Origin of the sequence: Paraburkholderia elongata, assembly GCF_013177735.1 — a bacterium.
GTDB lineage: Bacteria > Pseudomonadota > Gammaproteobacteria > Burkholderiales > Burkholderiaceae > Paraburkholderia > Paraburkholderia elongata.
Genome location: NZ_WOEZ01000117.1, coordinates 14,002 through 31,510, shown reverse-complemented (window position 1 = coordinate 31,510; position 17,509 = coordinate 14,002). Strand labels below are relative to the sequence as shown.

At 56.4% G+C, this 17,509-nt stretch carries 14 protein-coding genes; all 14 read left to right on the top strand.

What is annotated here, in order from left to right:
* Window positions 1-857: 857 nt before the first annotated feature.
* The 14 genes from GNZ13_RS21850 (at window position 858) to GNZ13_RS21785 (ending at window position 17,384) form a co-directional block, all read left to right on the top strand.
* Window positions 858-1,616: an SDR family NAD(P)-dependent oxidoreductase gene (locus GNZ13_RS21850; protein ID WP_172166811.1), complete on the top strand. Its 759-nt coding sequence runs from the start codon at window positions 858-860 to the stop codon at window positions 1,614-1,616.
* A gap of 203 nt (window positions 1,617-1,819) precedes the next feature.
* The gene (locus GNZ13_RS21845) at window positions 1,820-2,992 is read left to right on the top strand and encodes an acetyl-CoA C-acetyltransferase (protein WP_172166813.1); all 1,173 of its coding nucleotides are present in this window, start codon (window positions 1,820-1,822) and stop codon (window positions 2,990-2,992) included.
* Window positions 2,993-3,530: 538 nt separating this feature from the next.
* On the top strand, window positions 3,531-4,667 hold the full coding sequence (locus GNZ13_RS21840) for a serine hydrolase domain-containing protein (protein WP_172166814.1): 1,137 nt from the start codon (window positions 3,531-3,533) through the stop codon (window positions 4,665-4,667).
* 111 nt (window positions 4,668-4,778) lie between these two features.
* Entirely contained in the window at window positions 4,779-5,894 is a 1,116-nt protein-coding gene (locus GNZ13_RS21835) for an MDR family NADP-dependent oxidoreductase (RefSeq protein WP_172166816.1), read from the top strand.
* 316 nt (window positions 5,895-6,210) lie between these two features.
* Window positions 6,211-7,005 (top strand): enoyl-CoA hydratase-related protein, encoded by a 795-nt coding sequence (locus tag GNZ13_RS21830; protein ID WP_172166818.1) that lies wholly within the window; start codon window positions 6,211-6,213, stop codon window positions 7,003-7,005.
* 119 nt (window positions 7,006-7,124) lie between these two features.
* Window positions 7,125-9,236: a 3-hydroxyacyl-CoA dehydrogenase NAD-binding domain-containing protein gene (locus GNZ13_RS21825; protein ID WP_172166820.1), complete on the top strand. Its 2,112-nt coding sequence runs from the start codon at window positions 7,125-7,127 to the stop codon at window positions 9,234-9,236.
* A 53-nt stretch (window positions 9,237-9,289) separates the two neighbouring features.
* On the top strand, window positions 9,290-10,078 hold the full coding sequence (locus tag GNZ13_RS21820; protein WP_328807250.1) for an SDR family oxidoreductase: 789 nt from the start codon (window positions 9,290-9,292) through the stop codon (window positions 10,076-10,078).
* A 30-nt stretch (window positions 10,079-10,108) separates the two neighbouring features.
* Window positions 10,109-10,900 carry an enoyl-CoA hydratase/isomerase family protein gene (locus tag GNZ13_RS21815; protein WP_172166823.1) on the top strand — a complete coding sequence of 264 codons (792 nt, stop codon included), beginning with the start codon at window positions 10,109-10,111 and terminating at the stop codon, window positions 10,898-10,900.
* A 74-nt stretch (window positions 10,901-10,974) separates the two neighbouring features.
* Entirely contained in the window at window positions 10,975-12,114 is a 1,140-nt protein-coding gene (locus GNZ13_RS21810) for an acyl-CoA dehydrogenase family protein (RefSeq protein WP_172166825.1), read from the top strand.
* Between the two features lie 11 nt (window positions 12,115-12,125).
* The gene (locus GNZ13_RS21805) at window positions 12,126-13,385 is read left to right on the top strand and encodes an acyl-CoA dehydrogenase (protein ID WP_172166827.1); all 1,260 of its coding nucleotides are present in this window, start codon (window positions 12,126-12,128) and stop codon (window positions 13,383-13,385) included.
* Between the two features lie 38 nt (window positions 13,386-13,423).
* On the top strand, window positions 13,424-14,197 hold the full coding sequence (locus GNZ13_RS21800) for an SDR family NAD(P)-dependent oxidoreductase (RefSeq protein WP_172166829.1): 774 nt from the start codon (window positions 13,424-13,426) through the stop codon (window positions 14,195-14,197).
* 139 nt (window positions 14,198-14,336) lie between these two features.
* Entirely contained in the window at window positions 14,337-15,485 is a 1,149-nt protein-coding gene (locus GNZ13_RS21795; protein WP_172167974.1) for an acyl-CoA dehydrogenase family protein, read from the top strand.
* A 268-nt stretch (window positions 15,486-15,753) separates the two neighbouring features.
* A complete protein-coding gene (locus tag GNZ13_RS21790) occupies window positions 15,754-16,908 on the top strand; it encodes an acyl-CoA dehydrogenase family protein (protein WP_172166833.1) in 1,155 nt (384 codons plus the stop codon).
* 221 nt (window positions 16,909-17,129) lie between these two features.
* Window positions 17,130-17,384 (top strand): hypothetical protein, encoded by a 255-nt coding sequence (locus GNZ13_RS21785; RefSeq protein ID WP_236002061.1) that lies wholly within the window; start codon window positions 17,130-17,132, stop codon window positions 17,382-17,384.
* Window positions 17,385-17,509 lie beyond the last annotated feature (125 nt).

Sequence of the window (17,509 nt, the reverse complement as noted above, 5' to 3'; positions counted from 1 at the left end):
TTTCGTAGGTCCCGTCAAAAAACCATTGAAGAACCGATGCAAGTGATTAAGTTGCTACCTCCCGGTCGAAGTGTTTCTTCAATGCCGTAAGAGACACAGACTGGTTCGATGCAAATGTCAATGCACTTTGGCCGAATCACATTGTGATATCTGTGCTTTGGACTCCGAACTTGTAGAGCATGCTCTATGTTCCGAGCCGTAGAAGCTGCGTTACGGCCCAATGTGTGGTGTTACGCAAATGCGCCAAGGGTCGCGAGGTCTAGGTTGGTCGTAGACCAGAACGGATTGTTCTGCCATCTCTCGCCAAGTCATTTTGCGTGGTTCGTACACTGTTGGCAAGGAACTTTTAATCACCGGAATATGCGGTGATATGCGCAGCGACCGTCGATCCGTTGCCGTCGATAGCGCTTTGGCTTACATGGTGTGTCGCGAAGACGCGCTGTGGCGTTGGCGGCGTGTATGAGCGCTAGTCAGCGTACAGCGTCCTATCGCCATCGAGACTCGGCTGGTGGCGATTTCTGAACATGCGTCCATACGGACATCACATCGATTCGCACCGAAAGCGTCTGAATGTCATCAGCGATGTGCCGGGAGTCATTGCCGCTCCGTCACCCAGCTTTGATCTTCGGTGTAACTGATCATCAACCGAGTCTGAAGCGCTCTCGTTGTACGTCGACTCAAGCCCCCGCATCGATCCCTTCGCCATCCCGGCGCCTCGGTTCGCGACTGCCAACCAGGCAACCATTGATTCTGTGTAGTCACCAGCATTGACATATAGGTATGTTAAGACTATCCTGAAGTTGAAAGGCTGATTAGACTGCCCGGATCCTTTTTAGAGCTTGGAAAAGAGGAAAATCATGAAGATTGTGGAGACTGCCGTCGTCACAGGCGGAGCGTCGGGACTTGGTCGTGCTACGGCTGCGCGCCTTGTTCAGGCCGGAGCAAAGGTGGTGATCGTTGATTTGCCAGGGTCGGATGGGGCGGCGGCCGCAGCCGAAATCGGGGCGGAGGCATTCGTGGCGGCCGATGTCACGTCCGAGAGTCAGATGGAGGCTGCATTCGCGGCGGCCGAATTGCTCGGACCGGTTCGGGCGACGGTCCACTGCGCAGGTCGTGGTGGCGCGTTGCGGACGCTTGATAAGGAGGGGCGACCGGGGTCACTCGAGACGTATGCGTCGATTGTGACGACCAATCTCGTTGGAACCTTCAACGTGTTGCGCCTTGCAGCGGCCAGCATGGCAAAGGCGGAACCGATCGACGGGGAACGGGGAGTCATTGTTCTGACGGCTTCGGTGGCGGCCTACGAAGGCCAGATTGGTCAGATTCCTTATGCGTCTGCAAAGGCTGGCATTGTTGGCATGACGCTCGTTGCGGCACGCGACTTGGCGAACCGGGCAATCCGCGTATGCAGCATTGCACCCGGCATCTTCGATACGCCGATGCTGGCGCGCGTGGCTCCGCAAGTACGGGAAGCGCTTGGACAATCCGTTCCGCACCCTGCGAGACTGGGTCAGCCCGAAGAGTTTGCGCTGCTTGCCGAACATATCATCGTGAATTCGATGCTGAATGGCGAAACTATTCGGCTGGACGGCGCACTTCGAATGGCGCCACGGTAGTCCGAGTTGAGGATCCGAGAGGAACGTCTTGCCGTGACAGACATCGTGAGTCCTTGGCAGCGCGTGCAGAAAGTTCTGCAACCGAGGTGACTCCGGTCTTATCTCTCGGACTCGCCGCTCATGGTTCACGGGTTTCCTCTCGGAGGCAGGGCCGCTCTTCAATCCGAATTCGACGATGTCGAACACGAAGTAAGGGAGACATGATGGGCGAAGCCTATATCGTCGCAGCAACCAGAACCGCAGGCGGACGTCGCGGGGGGCGACTGGCGGGATGGCATCCCGTGGACATGGCCGCTGCAGTACTCGATGCTTTGATTGACCGAAGTGGTGCAGATCCGGTCCTGGTCGAGGATGTCATCATGGGTTGTGTCGGGCAAGCGGGAGAGCAGGCAATCAACGTTGCGCGTAACGCGGTTTTGGCATCCAGACTGCCGTTAAGCGTGCCGGGGACTTCGGTCGACCGTCAATGTGGATCGTCCCAACAGGCACTCCATTTTGCTGCCGCGACTGTTATGTCGGGAATCATGGACGTAGTAATCGCGGCGGGCGTGGAAAGCATGACTCGTGTCCCTATCGGAACGGCTGCAGGGCTTGCGGCGAAGGCCGGGCTTGGCCAGCCAAAAAGCCCGAAGATGGAGAGTCGCTTTCCGGATGTTCGGTTCAACCAGTTCGTCGGCGCAGAGCTGATTGCACAGAAGCACGATCTCAACCGTGAAGCGTTGGATGCCTATTCACTCGAGAGTCACCGTCGAGCAATCTCTGCCGTCGAGAGCGGCGCGTTCGATGCTGAGATATTGCCGCTGGATATCACTCTTGAGGATGGCACCCGGTCGGTACATCGCATCGACGAAGGAATTCGGTTCGACGTAACGCTGGAGGGCATACGGAGCGTAAAGCTGCTGAGAGAGGATGGACGACTGACTGCGGCGAGTTCCAGCCAGATCTGCGACGGTGCTTCGGGCGTTATGGTTGTCAACGAACGGGGGCTTAAAACGCTTGGTGTGCGCCCGCTTGGCCGTATCCACCATATGACGGTATCCGCAGGGGATCCTGTTGTCATGCTCGAGGAGCCGTTGTTTGCGACCGAACGAGCGCTCGGGCGAGCGGGTTTGAGCATCGATGACATCGATCTCTATGAAGTGAACGAGGCATTTGCCTCGATTCCGCTGGCATGGGTGAAGCATGTAGGAGCGGACTCGGCCCGTATGAATGTCAGTGGCGGCGCTATTTCGCTTGGCCATCCTCTCGGCGCATCGGGCACAAAATTGATGACTACCTTGATGCACGGCCTTCATCGAACACGAGGAAGGTTCGGCTTACAGACGATGTGTGAAGGCGGTGGGCTTGCCAATGTCACGATAGTCGAACGCCTTTGAAATTTGACAACCCCGGTTCTAAACAAACAAGACTAAATATCGAACAATTCGTAAATGCATGACATGAGATTACGGCCATGGATACAGGCAAAAGGTCCTTGCGTTCGCAGGTTGATAAATGGTTCGCGCTCGCACCTACGCAGTTAAGTCCGTTGCGTGTCACCGGGATTGGGCGCCCAGCAAAGGGTGTGCGGTATGTGTGCGTCGAGGTAGCGAGGATCGCTGGCCCTTTGACCATTGCTTTCTTTCACCACGAGGACGGGAACTGGTGTGTGTTCCCGCCCGAGACCGGTAGGTATGAAAAAAGAAGCGCTTAGACGCTAATCGACAAAGCTTGCATAAGCTCATGGTTCACGCATGGAAATCGTGATTGCTGAGCCGCTGCGAGCAGACCGTGGGTAAGAAGGGGCGCCAAGAATAAAGTCAATTCGCAGTAAAAAAAGGCGAATTGATGGTCGTGCATTGAACGAATGGACAGAATGGCGATTGTCAAGCGCCATCCTCCAGAAAACCAGATTACATCTTAAGGTGGACACGAATGAATTCGCCTGTCGTTGATATAAACGGATTTTGTTCTGCAAAATTTGACCGCATCCAGGAGGCGTTCGTCGAGAACTTCCGCGAACATGAGGAGCTGGGTGCTGACTTCACTCTGATAGTCGGAGGAGAAGTAGTTGTCGATATGTGGGCGGGGTATCGGGATGCGGCGCGCCAGCACCCGTGGGAGCGCAACACGATCACGAATGTCTGGTCTGCAACCAAGGGTGTGATGGCGGCGTGTTTTGCAATTCTGGTTGATCGCGGTCTCATTTCGTACGACGACGAGGTGCGAAAGTATTGGCCGGAGTTCGGGGAAGCAGGAAAGTCGAACGTGACGATCGGAATGCTGCTTGCGCATCAGGCCGGGCTGAGTGGTTTCACGACGCCGGCCACGATAGATGATCTCTTGTCTGGAGAAGTGGCTGCACAGCGGCTGGCTGCTCAGGCACCCTTTTGGGAGCCGGGGACCACGGCGGGCTATCACGGCATGACTCTCGGAATCCTTGCTACAGCGCTTTTCTCCCGCATTGAGGGGCGATCGATAAAGCAGTTCGTCGCCGAGGAACTCGCTGCTGGGTTTGGCCTGGACATTTCGATTGGTGTGGGCCCCAAAGACGAGGATCGTGTGGCTGAAGTGTTGCCCGTGGCAAGTCTGGATGCGTTAAAGCTGGATCCTGAAAATCGGGCTCAATACGCAGCGTTCACGAATCCGTACACGCCCGCCTCTCTTTCAAACGATGCAGCTTGGCGGGCTGCGGACCTGCCGTCTGCGAACGGATACACCAATGGGGGCGCGTTGGCTCGTTTGTACGATCTGCTTCTGCGTCCGCGAAAAGACGGAAAGGTCCTGGTACGACGTGCGGCCGTAGAACAGGCGGCGCGTTGTCGATTCGATGGCAAAGACCTGGTCAAGGGTAGTCATACGCGTTGGGGCGCCGGATTCTGGTTGAATCCGGGGCGTCTATACGGACCGAATCTGGAAGCATTTGGGCACAGTGGTTGGGGCGGTTCGTTTGCATTCGCCGACCCAGTTGCTGATCTGGCTGTTGGTTACACCATGAATCGAATGAGCGACCAATTTGACCTTGATCCGCGTCGACGTAGCCTGATCGACGCGATCTATGCCTGTCTGTGAAAGGCACATACCATGCAGACGCAACGCCGAACCTTTCCCCATACGTGGGGGGGGCGTCGGAGGCGGCTGTGAGTAGCCGCCCGACACGGATTGACCTCAAGGAAGTCAAAAATGCCTCAGACCTTTAGGCAGTGGATATACGCCAAACCCTTGGTGAACGATACGCTCGAACTGGAACAGTTCGAGATGCGGGAATGTGCGATTCCGGAACTTGAGCCGGGACAAGCTCTGGTTCGTGTGATTCTCGTCAATGTACATTCGGCTGCTCGCATGCGCATGGCCAAAGGAGTTACAAAACTCGGCGAAACTGACCTGTCAAACTATGCATGTGCGGTGGTGATCAAGTCACGTGATCCTGCATTCAATGAAGGTGATGTGATTACATGCCAGACGGGTTGGCAAGACTATCAAGTGATTTCGAGCTTCGACGGAGCCATCGGTTACCCATCCCCGAGTGAACTGGTCAAGGCGTTAAACGGCACCAACTCACAATGGACATACAAGTTCAGGCCCGAGTTGGTGAAGATGTGGTCGCCTGCGGTGCTGTTGGAAATGTTCGGTACCTCTGGCATGACTGCGTACTTCGGGGCGCGAGAGTGTGGTCCGCTTATGCCTTCCTATAAGGTTGCCGTAGCAGGTACGTCCGGCTCCGTTGGCTCGATTGCGGCGCAGCTCGCGAAAATTGCCGGAAGTTACGTGGTCGGATTCGCCGGTGGTTCCGACCGATGCCAATGGGTTGTCGATACCTTGGGTATCGACCGTTGCATCGACTATCGCTCGGATAACCTCAAAGCCGAGATCGCCGAAGCCTTTCCCGAGGGGATTGACGTCTATTCTGACGGTGTAGGTGGGGCGCTTACCGAAGCCGTAGTCGGGTTGATGAATCGCAATGCGCGGATGGTGTCCTACGGGGCAGCCGCTTCGCTCTATGCCGAGAAATTGGACAGTAGCGCCGGACCCGCGACACTGCGTCAGATGGTCGGTATTACAGATGAGATCGAAAAGATTCTTCGCGAACGAAACATCAAGTCTGAGGCCTGGATTGTCGATGCGTTCTATCACGAACGCCTTCGCGCCGAAGACGATCTGTCCCGTCTGATGCTCGCAGGAAGACTAAAGCCCATCAGCAATGTGGTGGCTGGTTTTGAGAATCTGCCGAGCGCCATTGTTGAAATGTATCGATCGGGACATGCCGGGAAACAGCAGGTGGAATTCGGGACATTGTGACGAATGGTGAAATGCCATACAGAACTGTCGACCTGTGTACTACTCCGGCTGGTTAGGCATGAGATTGCCAAAGGGTGGGGCGAAACGCTGGTTATCCATCTCTTCGTGCCAGTAGCTGAATTTGGATAGAGGCAAGCACGTCAGTGGTATTGATCCGGAATCGACTTTCGATATCGGGACTATGTACTTGCACGCCCACATTCCCGGTCGAGCCCAAGATGGGCGCCGACGCCAGAGCGACCGCATTGTGCGAAAGTTCGGGTCGCTGGCAGAGCATTTAAATGATTCTCGAAAAGCAGATAGTAGGAGACATTCGATGTCTGAAGCATTGGTGATTTATACCCTCGAGCATGATGTCGCGATCATTCGATTGAACGACCCGAAAACCCTCAATGCATTCTCGGAGGGCATGGCCGATCAACTCAAGGAAGCCTTTACTCGCGCCGAAGCAGAGGCTCGCGCCATTGTCCTGACCGGAGAAGGACGGGGGTTCTCGTCCGGTGTGAACCTCGTCACCGGAGCGGCAAGCAAACCTGTCGATGAGCGCGATGCGGGGGAGCGACTTGAGCGGCAGTTTAATCCACTCATGCTGCATCTTCGCAATCTCGCTATTCCTATTGTGACTGCAGTCAATGGCGCTGCCGCTGGGGTCGGATGTGCTTTCGCATTGGCGGGCGATATTGTCATTGCCTCAGAGAGCGCCTATTTCCTGCAGGCATTTTCGCGCGTTGGGCTTGTGCCTGACGGTGGGTCTGCGTATCTGCTCGCGTCGGCTGCTGGGCGCGTTCGGGCAATGGAGATGATGCTTCTAGCGGAAAAGATCAGTGCCGAGCAGGCACTGAGCTGGGGCCTGATCAATCGCGTCGTGCCTGATGGCGAAGCCGTCTCTGTGGCACTCGAGATTGCGGTTCGACTCGCGAATGGGCCGACTGATACGTATCGCTTGATTCGGAAACTGGCCTGGTCGGCTTTGGATGAACCGTTTTCCGAACAGCTGGCGCTCGAGCGGGAAGCTCAACGCACTGCAGGCAAGAATCCGGACTTTGACGAGGGTGTTGCCGCATTTCGCGAAAAACGTCCTGCGAACTTTAAAGGCAATGCGCGGCGATAAAGCGAAGGCATTGGGGCGTGCAGCGCTCTCTCGGATTCGGTAATAGCGTGAAGAAGCCTCTGCGGACTGACCGAACTAATCGCCGCTGCTTGCGTAACATCGGAAGAGTACGGTAGGCCATGGATATTATCAATGCTGTCGTTGATGTCTCGATTGAACGCAATGTTGCAATCGTCACGGTAGACTCACCACCAGTGAATGCTTTGTCGGCTGATGTCCGTACAGGATTGGTTAATGCATTCAGACGCGCGAGTGCCGATCCGGAGGCACAGGCAATTGTGCTCATCTGCAAAGGTAAGACCTTTTTGGTCGGCGTGGATATCACGGAGATTGGCAAACCTCTAGTCGGGCCAAGTGTACGGGAAGTACAGGAGACGTTGGAGCGTATATCGAAACCTGTTATTGCAGCAATTCACGGAACGGCGCTCGGTACTGGATTGGAAATCGCTCTGGTTGCAGATTTTCGCGTGGCAGTCCCGTCAGCCAAGGCAGGCTGGCCTGAAGTCAATATCGGACTTTTGCCCGGGGCTGGGGGAACGCAGCGTCTGCCACGTATCGTGGGCGTTGAAAGAGCTCTGGATCTGCTAACTACCGGACGGCATATTTCCGCCAAGACCGCCGTTGCAATGGGGTTATTTGATGAACTGGTCGACGAAGGAAGCCTGCGTGGCGGTGCCATTGCTTTCGCGAAGCGCATGATCGACGAAGGCGTCAAAGCAGCAAGATTAACCGATCTCAACGACAAGCTCGAGGAAGCGCGCCAAAGGCCGGAAATCTTTCTCGAATATCGAGAGGAGAACGCCCGGAGATTCCGAGGATTCGATGCGCCGGAAGCGAACATCAAAGCCATCGAAGCTGCTGTGAATCTATCGTTCGAAGAAGGTCTGGATGAGGAACGGCGACTATTTCGAATGTTGCTGAACGGGACTCAATCAAAGGCGCAGCGGTATGCATTTTTTGCAGAGCGTAAGGTCGCGACGGTTCCCGATATACCCGACAGAACGGAGAGGCGAAAGATCGAACATGTCGGTGTAATCGGTGCGGAAACGACGGGTCCAGGCATTGCGATGAATTTTCTCAATGTCGGGATTCCGGTAACCATGATTGACACGGATCAGATGGCTCTGCGAAAAGGTTGCGCAGCGATACAAAGGAGCTATGAGATTGCCGCAAAGAAGGGGCAGTTGACGCAACAGGAAATTAACCGCCGAATAAATCTGTTGAACACCTCGACGAAGCTAGACAGCGTGAGCGGCTGCGAACTGGTCATCGAAGCAGTGTCTGAACGCCTGGATCTGAAGGTCGACGTGTTCAGAAAGCTGGACAACCTTGCCACGCCGGGCACAATTCTCGCAACTAGCATTTCCTCCCTCGACGTTGACGAAATTGCTGCAGCGACGAGTCGAGCGCAAGATGTTATCGGTCTGCATTTTTTCTCCCCGGCCAACGACAGGGGGTTGCTTGAAGTCATTCGCGGTTCCGAAACGGGCGCGACGGTCGTCGCGACGGTTATTGAGCTGGGCAAGAAGATCCGTAAGGTACCTGTAGTCGTCAAGAATTGCTCTGGGCTTGTCGGAGATCGAATGCTTGCGCAGCAGACGCTCGAACTACAGAACCTGCTGTTCGAAGGCGCGTTGCCCTGGGATATTGATCGCGTCATCTACGATTTCGGGATGCCCATGGGGCCCTTTGCCCGGCGTGATTTGGCTGGCCTTGATGACGTGGATCAGGGCGCCGCCGTAGCCTCGCCGGTTTGCGAAGCCCTTTGTGCAATGGGGCGCGTGGGCTTGAAGATTGGTTCTGGGTATTACGACTACGACCACAACGGTAAGAGAAGACCTTCCGCAGTTGCCGAGAGAGTGGTGCGCGATCTTGCGTTGGACCGACAAATCACCCGGCGTTCGATTTCGAATCAGGAAATCCTTGAGCGCTGCCTTTACCCGATGATCAATGAGGGTGCAAAAATTCTGGAAGAGGGAATTGCCGCACGTGCTTCCGATATTGATACGGTATGGATCAAGCGCTATGGCTGGCCTTTGTATCGAGGGGGGCCCATGTTTTGGGCCGATCTGGTGGGGTTGGAGGTGATTCTCGCAAAGATGCGTGAATTTGAACGCCGTTATGGTGAGCGCTTCAAGCCGGCGGCGCTCCTTGAGTATCTTGTGTCGGAAGGTAGGGGCTTCATGGATGAAGTCATCAATGAGGCTGTATCGGATGAAAGTTCACAGTGATCGTCAAAGTTCATAAAAAATCTGTAATCCTAAATTCTGTAATAAAGGTGGGCATCGTGGACGTTTATTCTGAGAACATTTTATCTGGACGCAGTGCGTTTATCGCCGGCGGAACCAGCGGAATCAACCTGGGCATCGCAAAGCGTATGGCGCAGCTCGGCGCACGCGTAGCGGTGGCTGGCCGTAATCCGGATAAGGCTGCAGCTGCAGCCGCGGAGATCGGCGAAGGCGCGCTCGGTCGTTCGTGTGACGTTCGTGATTTCGATGCAACCAGAGCCGTCCTGGAAGATGTTGCAAGTGCGTTTGGTGGGCTCGACATCGTGATTTCCGGGGCGGCGGGAAACTTCATGGCGCCGGCGGTTGGTATCTCGGCCAACGGGTTTCGGACGGTTGTAGATATTGATCTCAACGGTACGTTCAACGTTTTCCGCGCGTCTTATGACCTGTTGAATCGACCTGGAGCTTCGCTGATTGCGATCACAGCCAATCAGGCGGTCAACGCCACCATGATGCAGGCACACGCCTGTGCCGCGAAAGCGGGGATAAACCAACTGTTGCGCGTGCTGGCTATGGAGTGGGGTCCTCATGGCGTTAGGGTGAATGGCATATCGCCCGGGCCGATCCGTGGAACTGAAGGTATGGCGCGATTGGCGCCGACGGATGAAGCGGTGGCCGAAAGAGCGGCGCGCGTTCCGTTGCGCCGCTTCGGTGAAGCACGAGAGGTGGCGGACAGTGCCGTCTTTCTGTGCACCGATGCCGCTTCCTATATCACCGGGACAATTCTCAACTGCGACGGAGGCGCTGGACTGGGCGATTCAAGCGACAAGAACCTGGTCGCATGAATGAGTTAATTTCCACTGGGAGATAGGAACATGAGGGAGTATGTACACCTGCTCGTTCACGAGGAGGGGGCCGCGCTATGGGTCACAATGAATCGTCCTGATCAATTGAACGCGCTCAATCCGGTGCTTCTTGAGGAGCTTCGTTCGCTCTTTTCAGAACTGTACTTGCGCCGCGATGTCCGGGTAGTGGTGTTGGCCGGCGCTGGTCGGGCATTCTGCGCAGGTCTCGACCTCAAGGAGCGCAGGTCCGGCGGATTCAGCAGCACCGGCGCACATCTGGATTATCAACGCGGCATTTCTGAAATTGTCATCGCGATGCGGCGCTGTCCCCAGCCAATCGTGGCGCTTGTCAATGGCGCTGCGTGCGGAGGTGGCTTTGGATTGGCGCTCGCGTCCGACGTGCGCATTGGAACACCGTCGACCCGGATGAACGCAGCATTCATCCGCATCGGTCTTAGCGCCTGCGATATGGGTGTCTCATACTTTCTTCCTCGTATGGTTGGCTCATCCATTGCCGCGGAGTTCATGTTGACGGGGCGCTTCATGGACTCCGAGCGAGCGCGGGAACTCGGTTTGTTCAGCCGGATCGTGGAACCGGACGTCCTCGAGGATGAGGGGCGTGCGTTTGTTAAAGACATGCTGAATGCCACGCCATTGGGGCTGCGCCTGACGAAAGAAGCTCTTAATTGCGCGGTCGACGCGCAAGGTCTGGAAGCGGTGATAGCTATGGAGGACCGCAACCAGGTGCTCTGCGCGCGCGACGATAACTACAAGGAAGGTATCGCGTCCTTTCTGGAGAATCGTCCACCAAACTATTCATAGCGTACATCTGGCGTGTCGCTGGGTGAATTTGGCGTATGGGCCAAGCGTATCCGGAATGAAATGAGGCAAGAGAGATGAATCTGGATTTTTCCGACGAACAGATTATGTTGCGCGACCAATTGCGCCGGTTTCTGAAAGAACGGTGTCCGATATCGGCCGTGCGATCGGTCCTGGAGGGCAACAGTTCTTTCGATCGCGTGTTGTACAAGGAGTTGGCGGGGCTCGGCGTGTTGGGGGCCGCAATTCCGGAGGAGTTTGGTGGGGTGGGGCTCGGTTATCTCGAGTTGTGTGTGCTGGCCGAGGAGCTCGGCAGGAGTCTTGCTCCGGTGCCGGTCTCATCGTCTATCTATCTTGCGGCTCAGTTTCTGATGCTGGCAGGCTCGGACGAGCAGAAGTCGCGGTGGCTCCCCGGAATCGCAAGCGCCGACATCGTTGGAACTTTTGCGATGACTGAAAACCCGGGACATGCTGGTTCGGCAGCGATGCGCACAATTGCGGAGCGCGGGACCATAAGCGGTGTCAAGGTTCCTGTGCCTGATGGTGACATCGCCGACGTTGCGGTAGTGGCGGCACGGGAGCACGGACGCGGTGCATCAGATGAAATTTCGCTGTTTCTTGTGGACTTGAACGGGCCTTGCGTTAGGCGTGAGGTCGTGGAGAACATAGACCCAACCCGAAGCCAGGCCAGATTGGTATTCGACGGTGCGGCTGCGGAGCCTCTCGGCAATGCGGGCGAGGGTCGGGCCATCATCGAACGTGTCCTTGATCAAGCGGCCGTTCTGATTGCCTTTGAGCAGGTTGGGGGGGCCGATCGTTCGATCGAACTGGCGCGTGACTATGCCCTCGATCGAATGGCTTTTGGCCGTCAGATCGGTTCATTTCAGGCAATCAAGCACATGCTGGCCGACATGTACGTGTCGGCAACGCTGGCGCGTTCAAACGCGTACTACGGAGCTTGGGCGCTGTCTGCAAACGCGTCGGAATTGCCGGTCGCCGCGGCAAACGCACGGGTGTCCGCGACGCAGGCGTTTCAGCACTGCGCCAAGAACAGTATTCAGGTACACGGCGGCGCGGGTTTCACTTGGGAATTTGACTGCCACCTCTATTACCGCCGTTCCAACGCACTCGGTCTCGCCGTGGGTTCGCTTTGGACGTGGGAAGACCGTTTGATTGAGCGAATGGTGTCCCGTGAGCGCGATTTGGCGCCTAATTGAGGAGAATTGACATGGATTTCAGCGACACCCCAACAGAAGCGGACTTTCGACGACGCGCCCGGGAATGGATCGATGCGAACGCACCGAGCCATCTCGACGCAGAACTGCTCAAGGCGAGCTTTGGACACAGCGGCGTCACGAGCGAGGACCCGATTCTGGCTTCGAAAGCCTGGCAGAAGAAGAAGTCCGAAGGTGGCTTTGCCTGTCTTCAATGGCCGAAGGAGTACGGCGGCGCAGGGCTCGGCCCCATCGAACGCGTAATCTGGAATCAGGAAGAAGGGATCTACATTGCGCTTAGCCGGCTATTCAACATTGGCCACGGCATGTGCGGACCGACGATGATTGCCTGGGCCAACGAGGACCATAAACGTCGGCTGCTACCGCCGCTCGCCTCGGGTGAGCAAATCTGGTGTCAGCTCTTCTCTGAGCCGACGGCAGGGTCGGACCTTGCGGGATTGAGGACGAAGGCGGAGCGGGCGCCGGATGGGACCGGCGATTGGATCGTCAATGGGCAGAAAGTATGGACTAGTGGCGCGCACTATGCGGACTACGGCCTGTTGCTGACTCGCACGGATTCAACCGTGGCCAAGCATAAGGGGCTGACCATGTTCTTCGTGGACATGCGGTCGGCCGGTATCGAAGTGCGCCCCATCAAGCAGGTGAGTGGCAAGTCGGATTTTAACGAGGTTTACTTTACCGACGTCCGGATTCCCGATACCCAGCGCCTAGGTGCGGTGGGCCAAGGTTGGGAAGTCTCGCTTACGACGCTCATGAATGAAAGATTGTCGATTGGTTCGGGAATGCCCACCGGCTTTCCCGAACTGTTCTCGTACTGCATGAGTGCTCAACTTGACGGGCGTCCAGCGATCGACAACCCGATGGTTAGGGCGCGGCTTGCGAACTTTGCGACGCGAGCGAACGGTCTGAAATATACGGCGATGCGATCCATCACCGCCTTGTCCAAAGGGCAATTGCCAGGCCCCGAGAACTCCATTGGCAAGTTGGTTGCGGGGACGACGATGCAGGAACTCGCAATGTTTGCCCTCGATTTGCAGGGGCCAACGGGCCTGGTGACCGATGCGGACGAAACGGTGTCGGACGGACGCTTCCAGGCAATGCTAATGCGCTCACCGGGAACCAGAATCGAGGGTGGAACGGACGAAATCCTGCGCAACATCATCGCGGAACGCGTTCTTGGGCTACCAAGCGAGATCCGCGTGGATAAGTCGATTCCTTTTTGCGAGATCCCGACAAGTGGACGCCGCAGCTGAGCAGACCAATTCCGCTAAAAACCAAGGAGGAGAACAACATGAGCTTGCCGCCAATCAACTTTTCAATTGATCTTTCCGGGCAGACTGCGTTTGTTACGGGCGCATCCTCGGGCCTGGGGCGTCGTTTCGCGCAGGTTCTCGCGAGTTGCGGTGCGCGGGTCGCACTGGCAGCCAGAAGGCTTGAACGACTGGAGGAGCTGGCGAATGACATCCGAAGCGCCGGGGGGGAGGCAATAGCTGTCCAGCTTGATGTCACAGATGCCACCCAGCTGGTTGATGCAGTGGGCGAAGCCGAGAAGGCACTCGGTCCCGTATCGATACTCGTCAACAATGCGGGGATTCCCGACGCAACTCGTGCGACCAAGATGTCGGTGGAATTAATCGATCGAGTGCTCGCTACGAATGTGCGCGCTCCCTACATCCTTTCCTGCGAAGTTGCGCGCCGGTTGATGGCCGCAAAGCTTCCCGGCCGGATTGTCAACATCTCTTCAATGACTGCCTTTGACTATGGTGGGAACGGCGCCGCGCTGTATTCAATCAGCAAGGCAGCAGTGGTAAGAATGACGGAGGCGTTGGCAGTCGAATGGGCAAAGTTCGGTATCAACGTGAATGCCATTGCGCCTGGTATGTTTGAGTCGGAAATGATGGGTGAGATGCTGCAGCGGGTCGGCGATGTGACAGAAGGATTTCCGCGTCGTCGGATGGGTGACCCTCGACAGCTTGACAGTACGTTGCTGTACTTCGTGTCGCCATCGTCCGATTTCGTTACCGGCACATTTTTGAAGGTTGACGACGGCCAGCATCCGCGTTGAGCGACGACAGGGTGTCTAACTGCAGCTGTCTCTTTCAGCAGCGTTAGCTATATCTGTTACCACACAGTGTGTAGGCGGCCGCATGCGGTGGTCGTCCCTCATTTTGAACCAAATCTGCAGTTTACCTGGGATGGATTCTATGTCGGAAAGTCGAAGCCCGTGGATCACGGATGATCTCGCGATCTTCCAGGACGCGATCCGAAAATTCATTGAACGCGAACTCGTACCAAATGAAGAGCGCTGGTGGAAGCAGCACCACGTCGATCGAGAAGCATGGCGCAAGGCCGGCGAGGTTGGCATGTTATGCGCAAGCATTCCCGAGGAATATGGGGGAGGCGGAGGAACGTTTGCTCATGAAGCGATTATCATGTTCGAGCAAGCGAAAGCGCTGGCGAGCAGCCTCGGTAACAGTGTGCATAGCGGCATCGTCGCGCACTATATCCTGAGGTACGGGACGGAAGCACAAAAGCAACGTTGGCTTCCCAAGATGGCCACGGGGGAGATGATCGGCGCCATCGCGATGTCGGAACCCGGCGCGGGGTCCGATTTGAAGTCGATCAAGACAAGGGCTGTCCGTGACGGAGATCACTACGTGATCAATGGCTCGAAAACGTTCATCTCAAACGGTCTGCACGCGGATCTTGTTTGCGTCGTCGCCAAAACGGATCCGGGGATGGGGGCAAAGGGTGTCTCAATTGTTGTCGTCGAGACCCAAGATCTACCGGGCTTCCGCCGAGGGCGCGTATTGGAGAAAATCGGCCTGAAGGGACAGGACACGACGGAACTGTTTTTCGACGATGTACGAGTTTCGACCGAGAACTTGCTGGGCACTGAAGAGGGCAAAGGTTTCTCCCAACTCATGGAGCAATTGCCGAAAGAGCGGATGATCATTGCCATAGCCGCATTGGCGGCAATGGAGCGGGCGCTTGAGGATACCATCGCCTACGTGCGTCAGCGTAAGGTGTTTGGCGCGGAGCTTATCAGTTTGCAGAATACGCGCTTCAAGTTGGCGGAATGCAAGACGAATGCGACCGTTGCGCGTGCGTTTGTCGATAGCTGTATGGAAAAGGTGCTGCGTGGTGAACTCGATCCGGAGACGGCCGCCATGGCGAAATGGTGGTGCACCCAGAGAAGCTGCGAGATCATTGACGAGTGCCTGCAGCTGCATGGTGGATACGGTTACATGGCCGAGTATCCAATCGCGAAACTCTATGTCAACTCGCGAGTCGGAAAAATCTACGGTGGCTCGAATGAAATCATGAAAGAGTTGATCGCTCGGACGCTGTAGTACACCTCTTGAAATTAAGGTACATCCGATCACTCAATGACCAGGTGTGCCTCTTTCAATGTCACGCCCTCTTTTCGGTTCATGGTGCTGAGGTTCATATTGATGAAATGTACCCTTGAAGCGTGCTAGTCCACGATAGGTTGGAAAAGTATTGATACACGAGAGTCCTTTCGCGACACGGATTGACGTCGGCATAGGACGGCCATGAGCAATCGGCGCAACGTACGACGATACACTGGTCGCGCGCCACGGCAATGCAGGAAACCTGATGATTCGCGATAACGAAACACTCACACTACTTGTCGATTCGCTGTCGCGCTTTGTACGCGAGCGGCTCGTTCCCGCCGAAAATGAGGTCGCCGAAACGGATGAGATTCCCGCCGACATCGTCAGCGAGATGCGCGCGCTCGGCCTGTTTGGTTTGACGATTCCCGAGGAATACGGCGGCCTTGGCCTCACGATGGAAGAAGAAGTGCTCGCCGCGTTCGAGATAGCGAAGACTTCCCCAGCGTTTCGCTCGCTGATCGGCACGAACAACGGCATCGGCTCGCAGGGCCTCATCATCGACGGCACCGACGAGCAGAAGCGCCACTATCTGCCGAAGCTCGCTTCGGGCGAACTGATCGCATCGTTTGCGTTGACGGAGCCGGGCTCGGGTTCGGATGCCGCGTCGCTGCGCACGACGGCCGTGCGCGACGGCGACCACTACGTGATCAATGGCACCAAGCGCTTCATTACCAATGCGCCGGAAGCCGGCATCTACACGATAATGGCGCGCACGAATCCGGACATCAAGGGCTCTGGCGGGATTTCGGCGTTCATCGTCGAAAAGGGCACGCCCGGTCTGTCGCTTGGCAAGATCGACAAGAAGATGGGCCAGAAAGGTGCGCATACCTGCGATGTAATCTTCGAGAACTGCCGCGTGCCTGCGGCGAACATCATCGGCGGCAACGAGGGCGTCGGCTTCAAGACGGCAATGAAGGTGCTCGACAAAGGCCGTCTGCATATTGCGGCGATTTGCGTCGGTGCGGCGGAGCGCATGCTTGACGATGCACTTCGCTACGCAATGGAGCGCAAGCAGTTCGGTCAGCCGATCGCCGAATTCCAGCTGGTCCAGGCGATGCTCGCCGACAGCCGCGCGGAAATCTACGCGGCGCGTTCGATGGTGCTCGATGCCGCGCGACGCCGCGACAACAAGCAGGATGTGTCGACGGAAGCGTCGTGCTGCAAGCTGTTCGCGTCGGAGATGTGTGGCCGCGTCGCAGATCGCGCGGTGCAGATTCACGGCGGCGCGGGCTACGTGTCCGAGTATGCTGTCGAACGTTTCTATCGGGACGTCCGCCTGTTCCGCATCTACGAAGGCACGACGCAGATCCAGCAACTGGTGATTGCGCGCAATATGGTACGCGACGCTACGCGTTAGGCGACTCAGGGCTTGCGGGGCCAGGTCCACGGGGCGCGGACTGCGTGTGAGCCGTCGTAAGCTCAGAAGTTCAAGCTTGGGCACAGCGGTGTTGCAGTCGGTTCTTGCGATATTAGAGTGACCACTCTGCAAGCCGCGGAGCCACGGTGTGGTCCGATGCGGGCGACGATTGACAGATTCAGGGACCTTCGCCGAGAGCTGTAGTAACTATTAAAATGTGAATGTCGAATGCGCTGTTTATGGATGTAATGCAACAGGTACGTTTCGAAGCTGCTGCGGCCGCAAACGCAGAAGATGCGTCCATCTGGCGATGGTTTTCGGAGTTGTTAGAGGAGCGGCGCATTCGGTGGCGCTTCCAGTTCGATTGTTGGCAGGTGAGTGTCGACCGCGTGAGTGTGGCAAAAGAAGGCACGTTTGATCTCGCCATTCGTCAGGCCAAGGCCACCGCTGAAAAACTTGGACTAGGTTTGACGTAGTCTGAAGGTCAGTAATTTCGGATGTTTGATGATTAGGAAGGGCCGACTAATTCACGGATCGGCCGATATGCCGATCGGTATCCGCAGCCACCATCGCACGGCCTACTATTCAGATATCTCTCGAT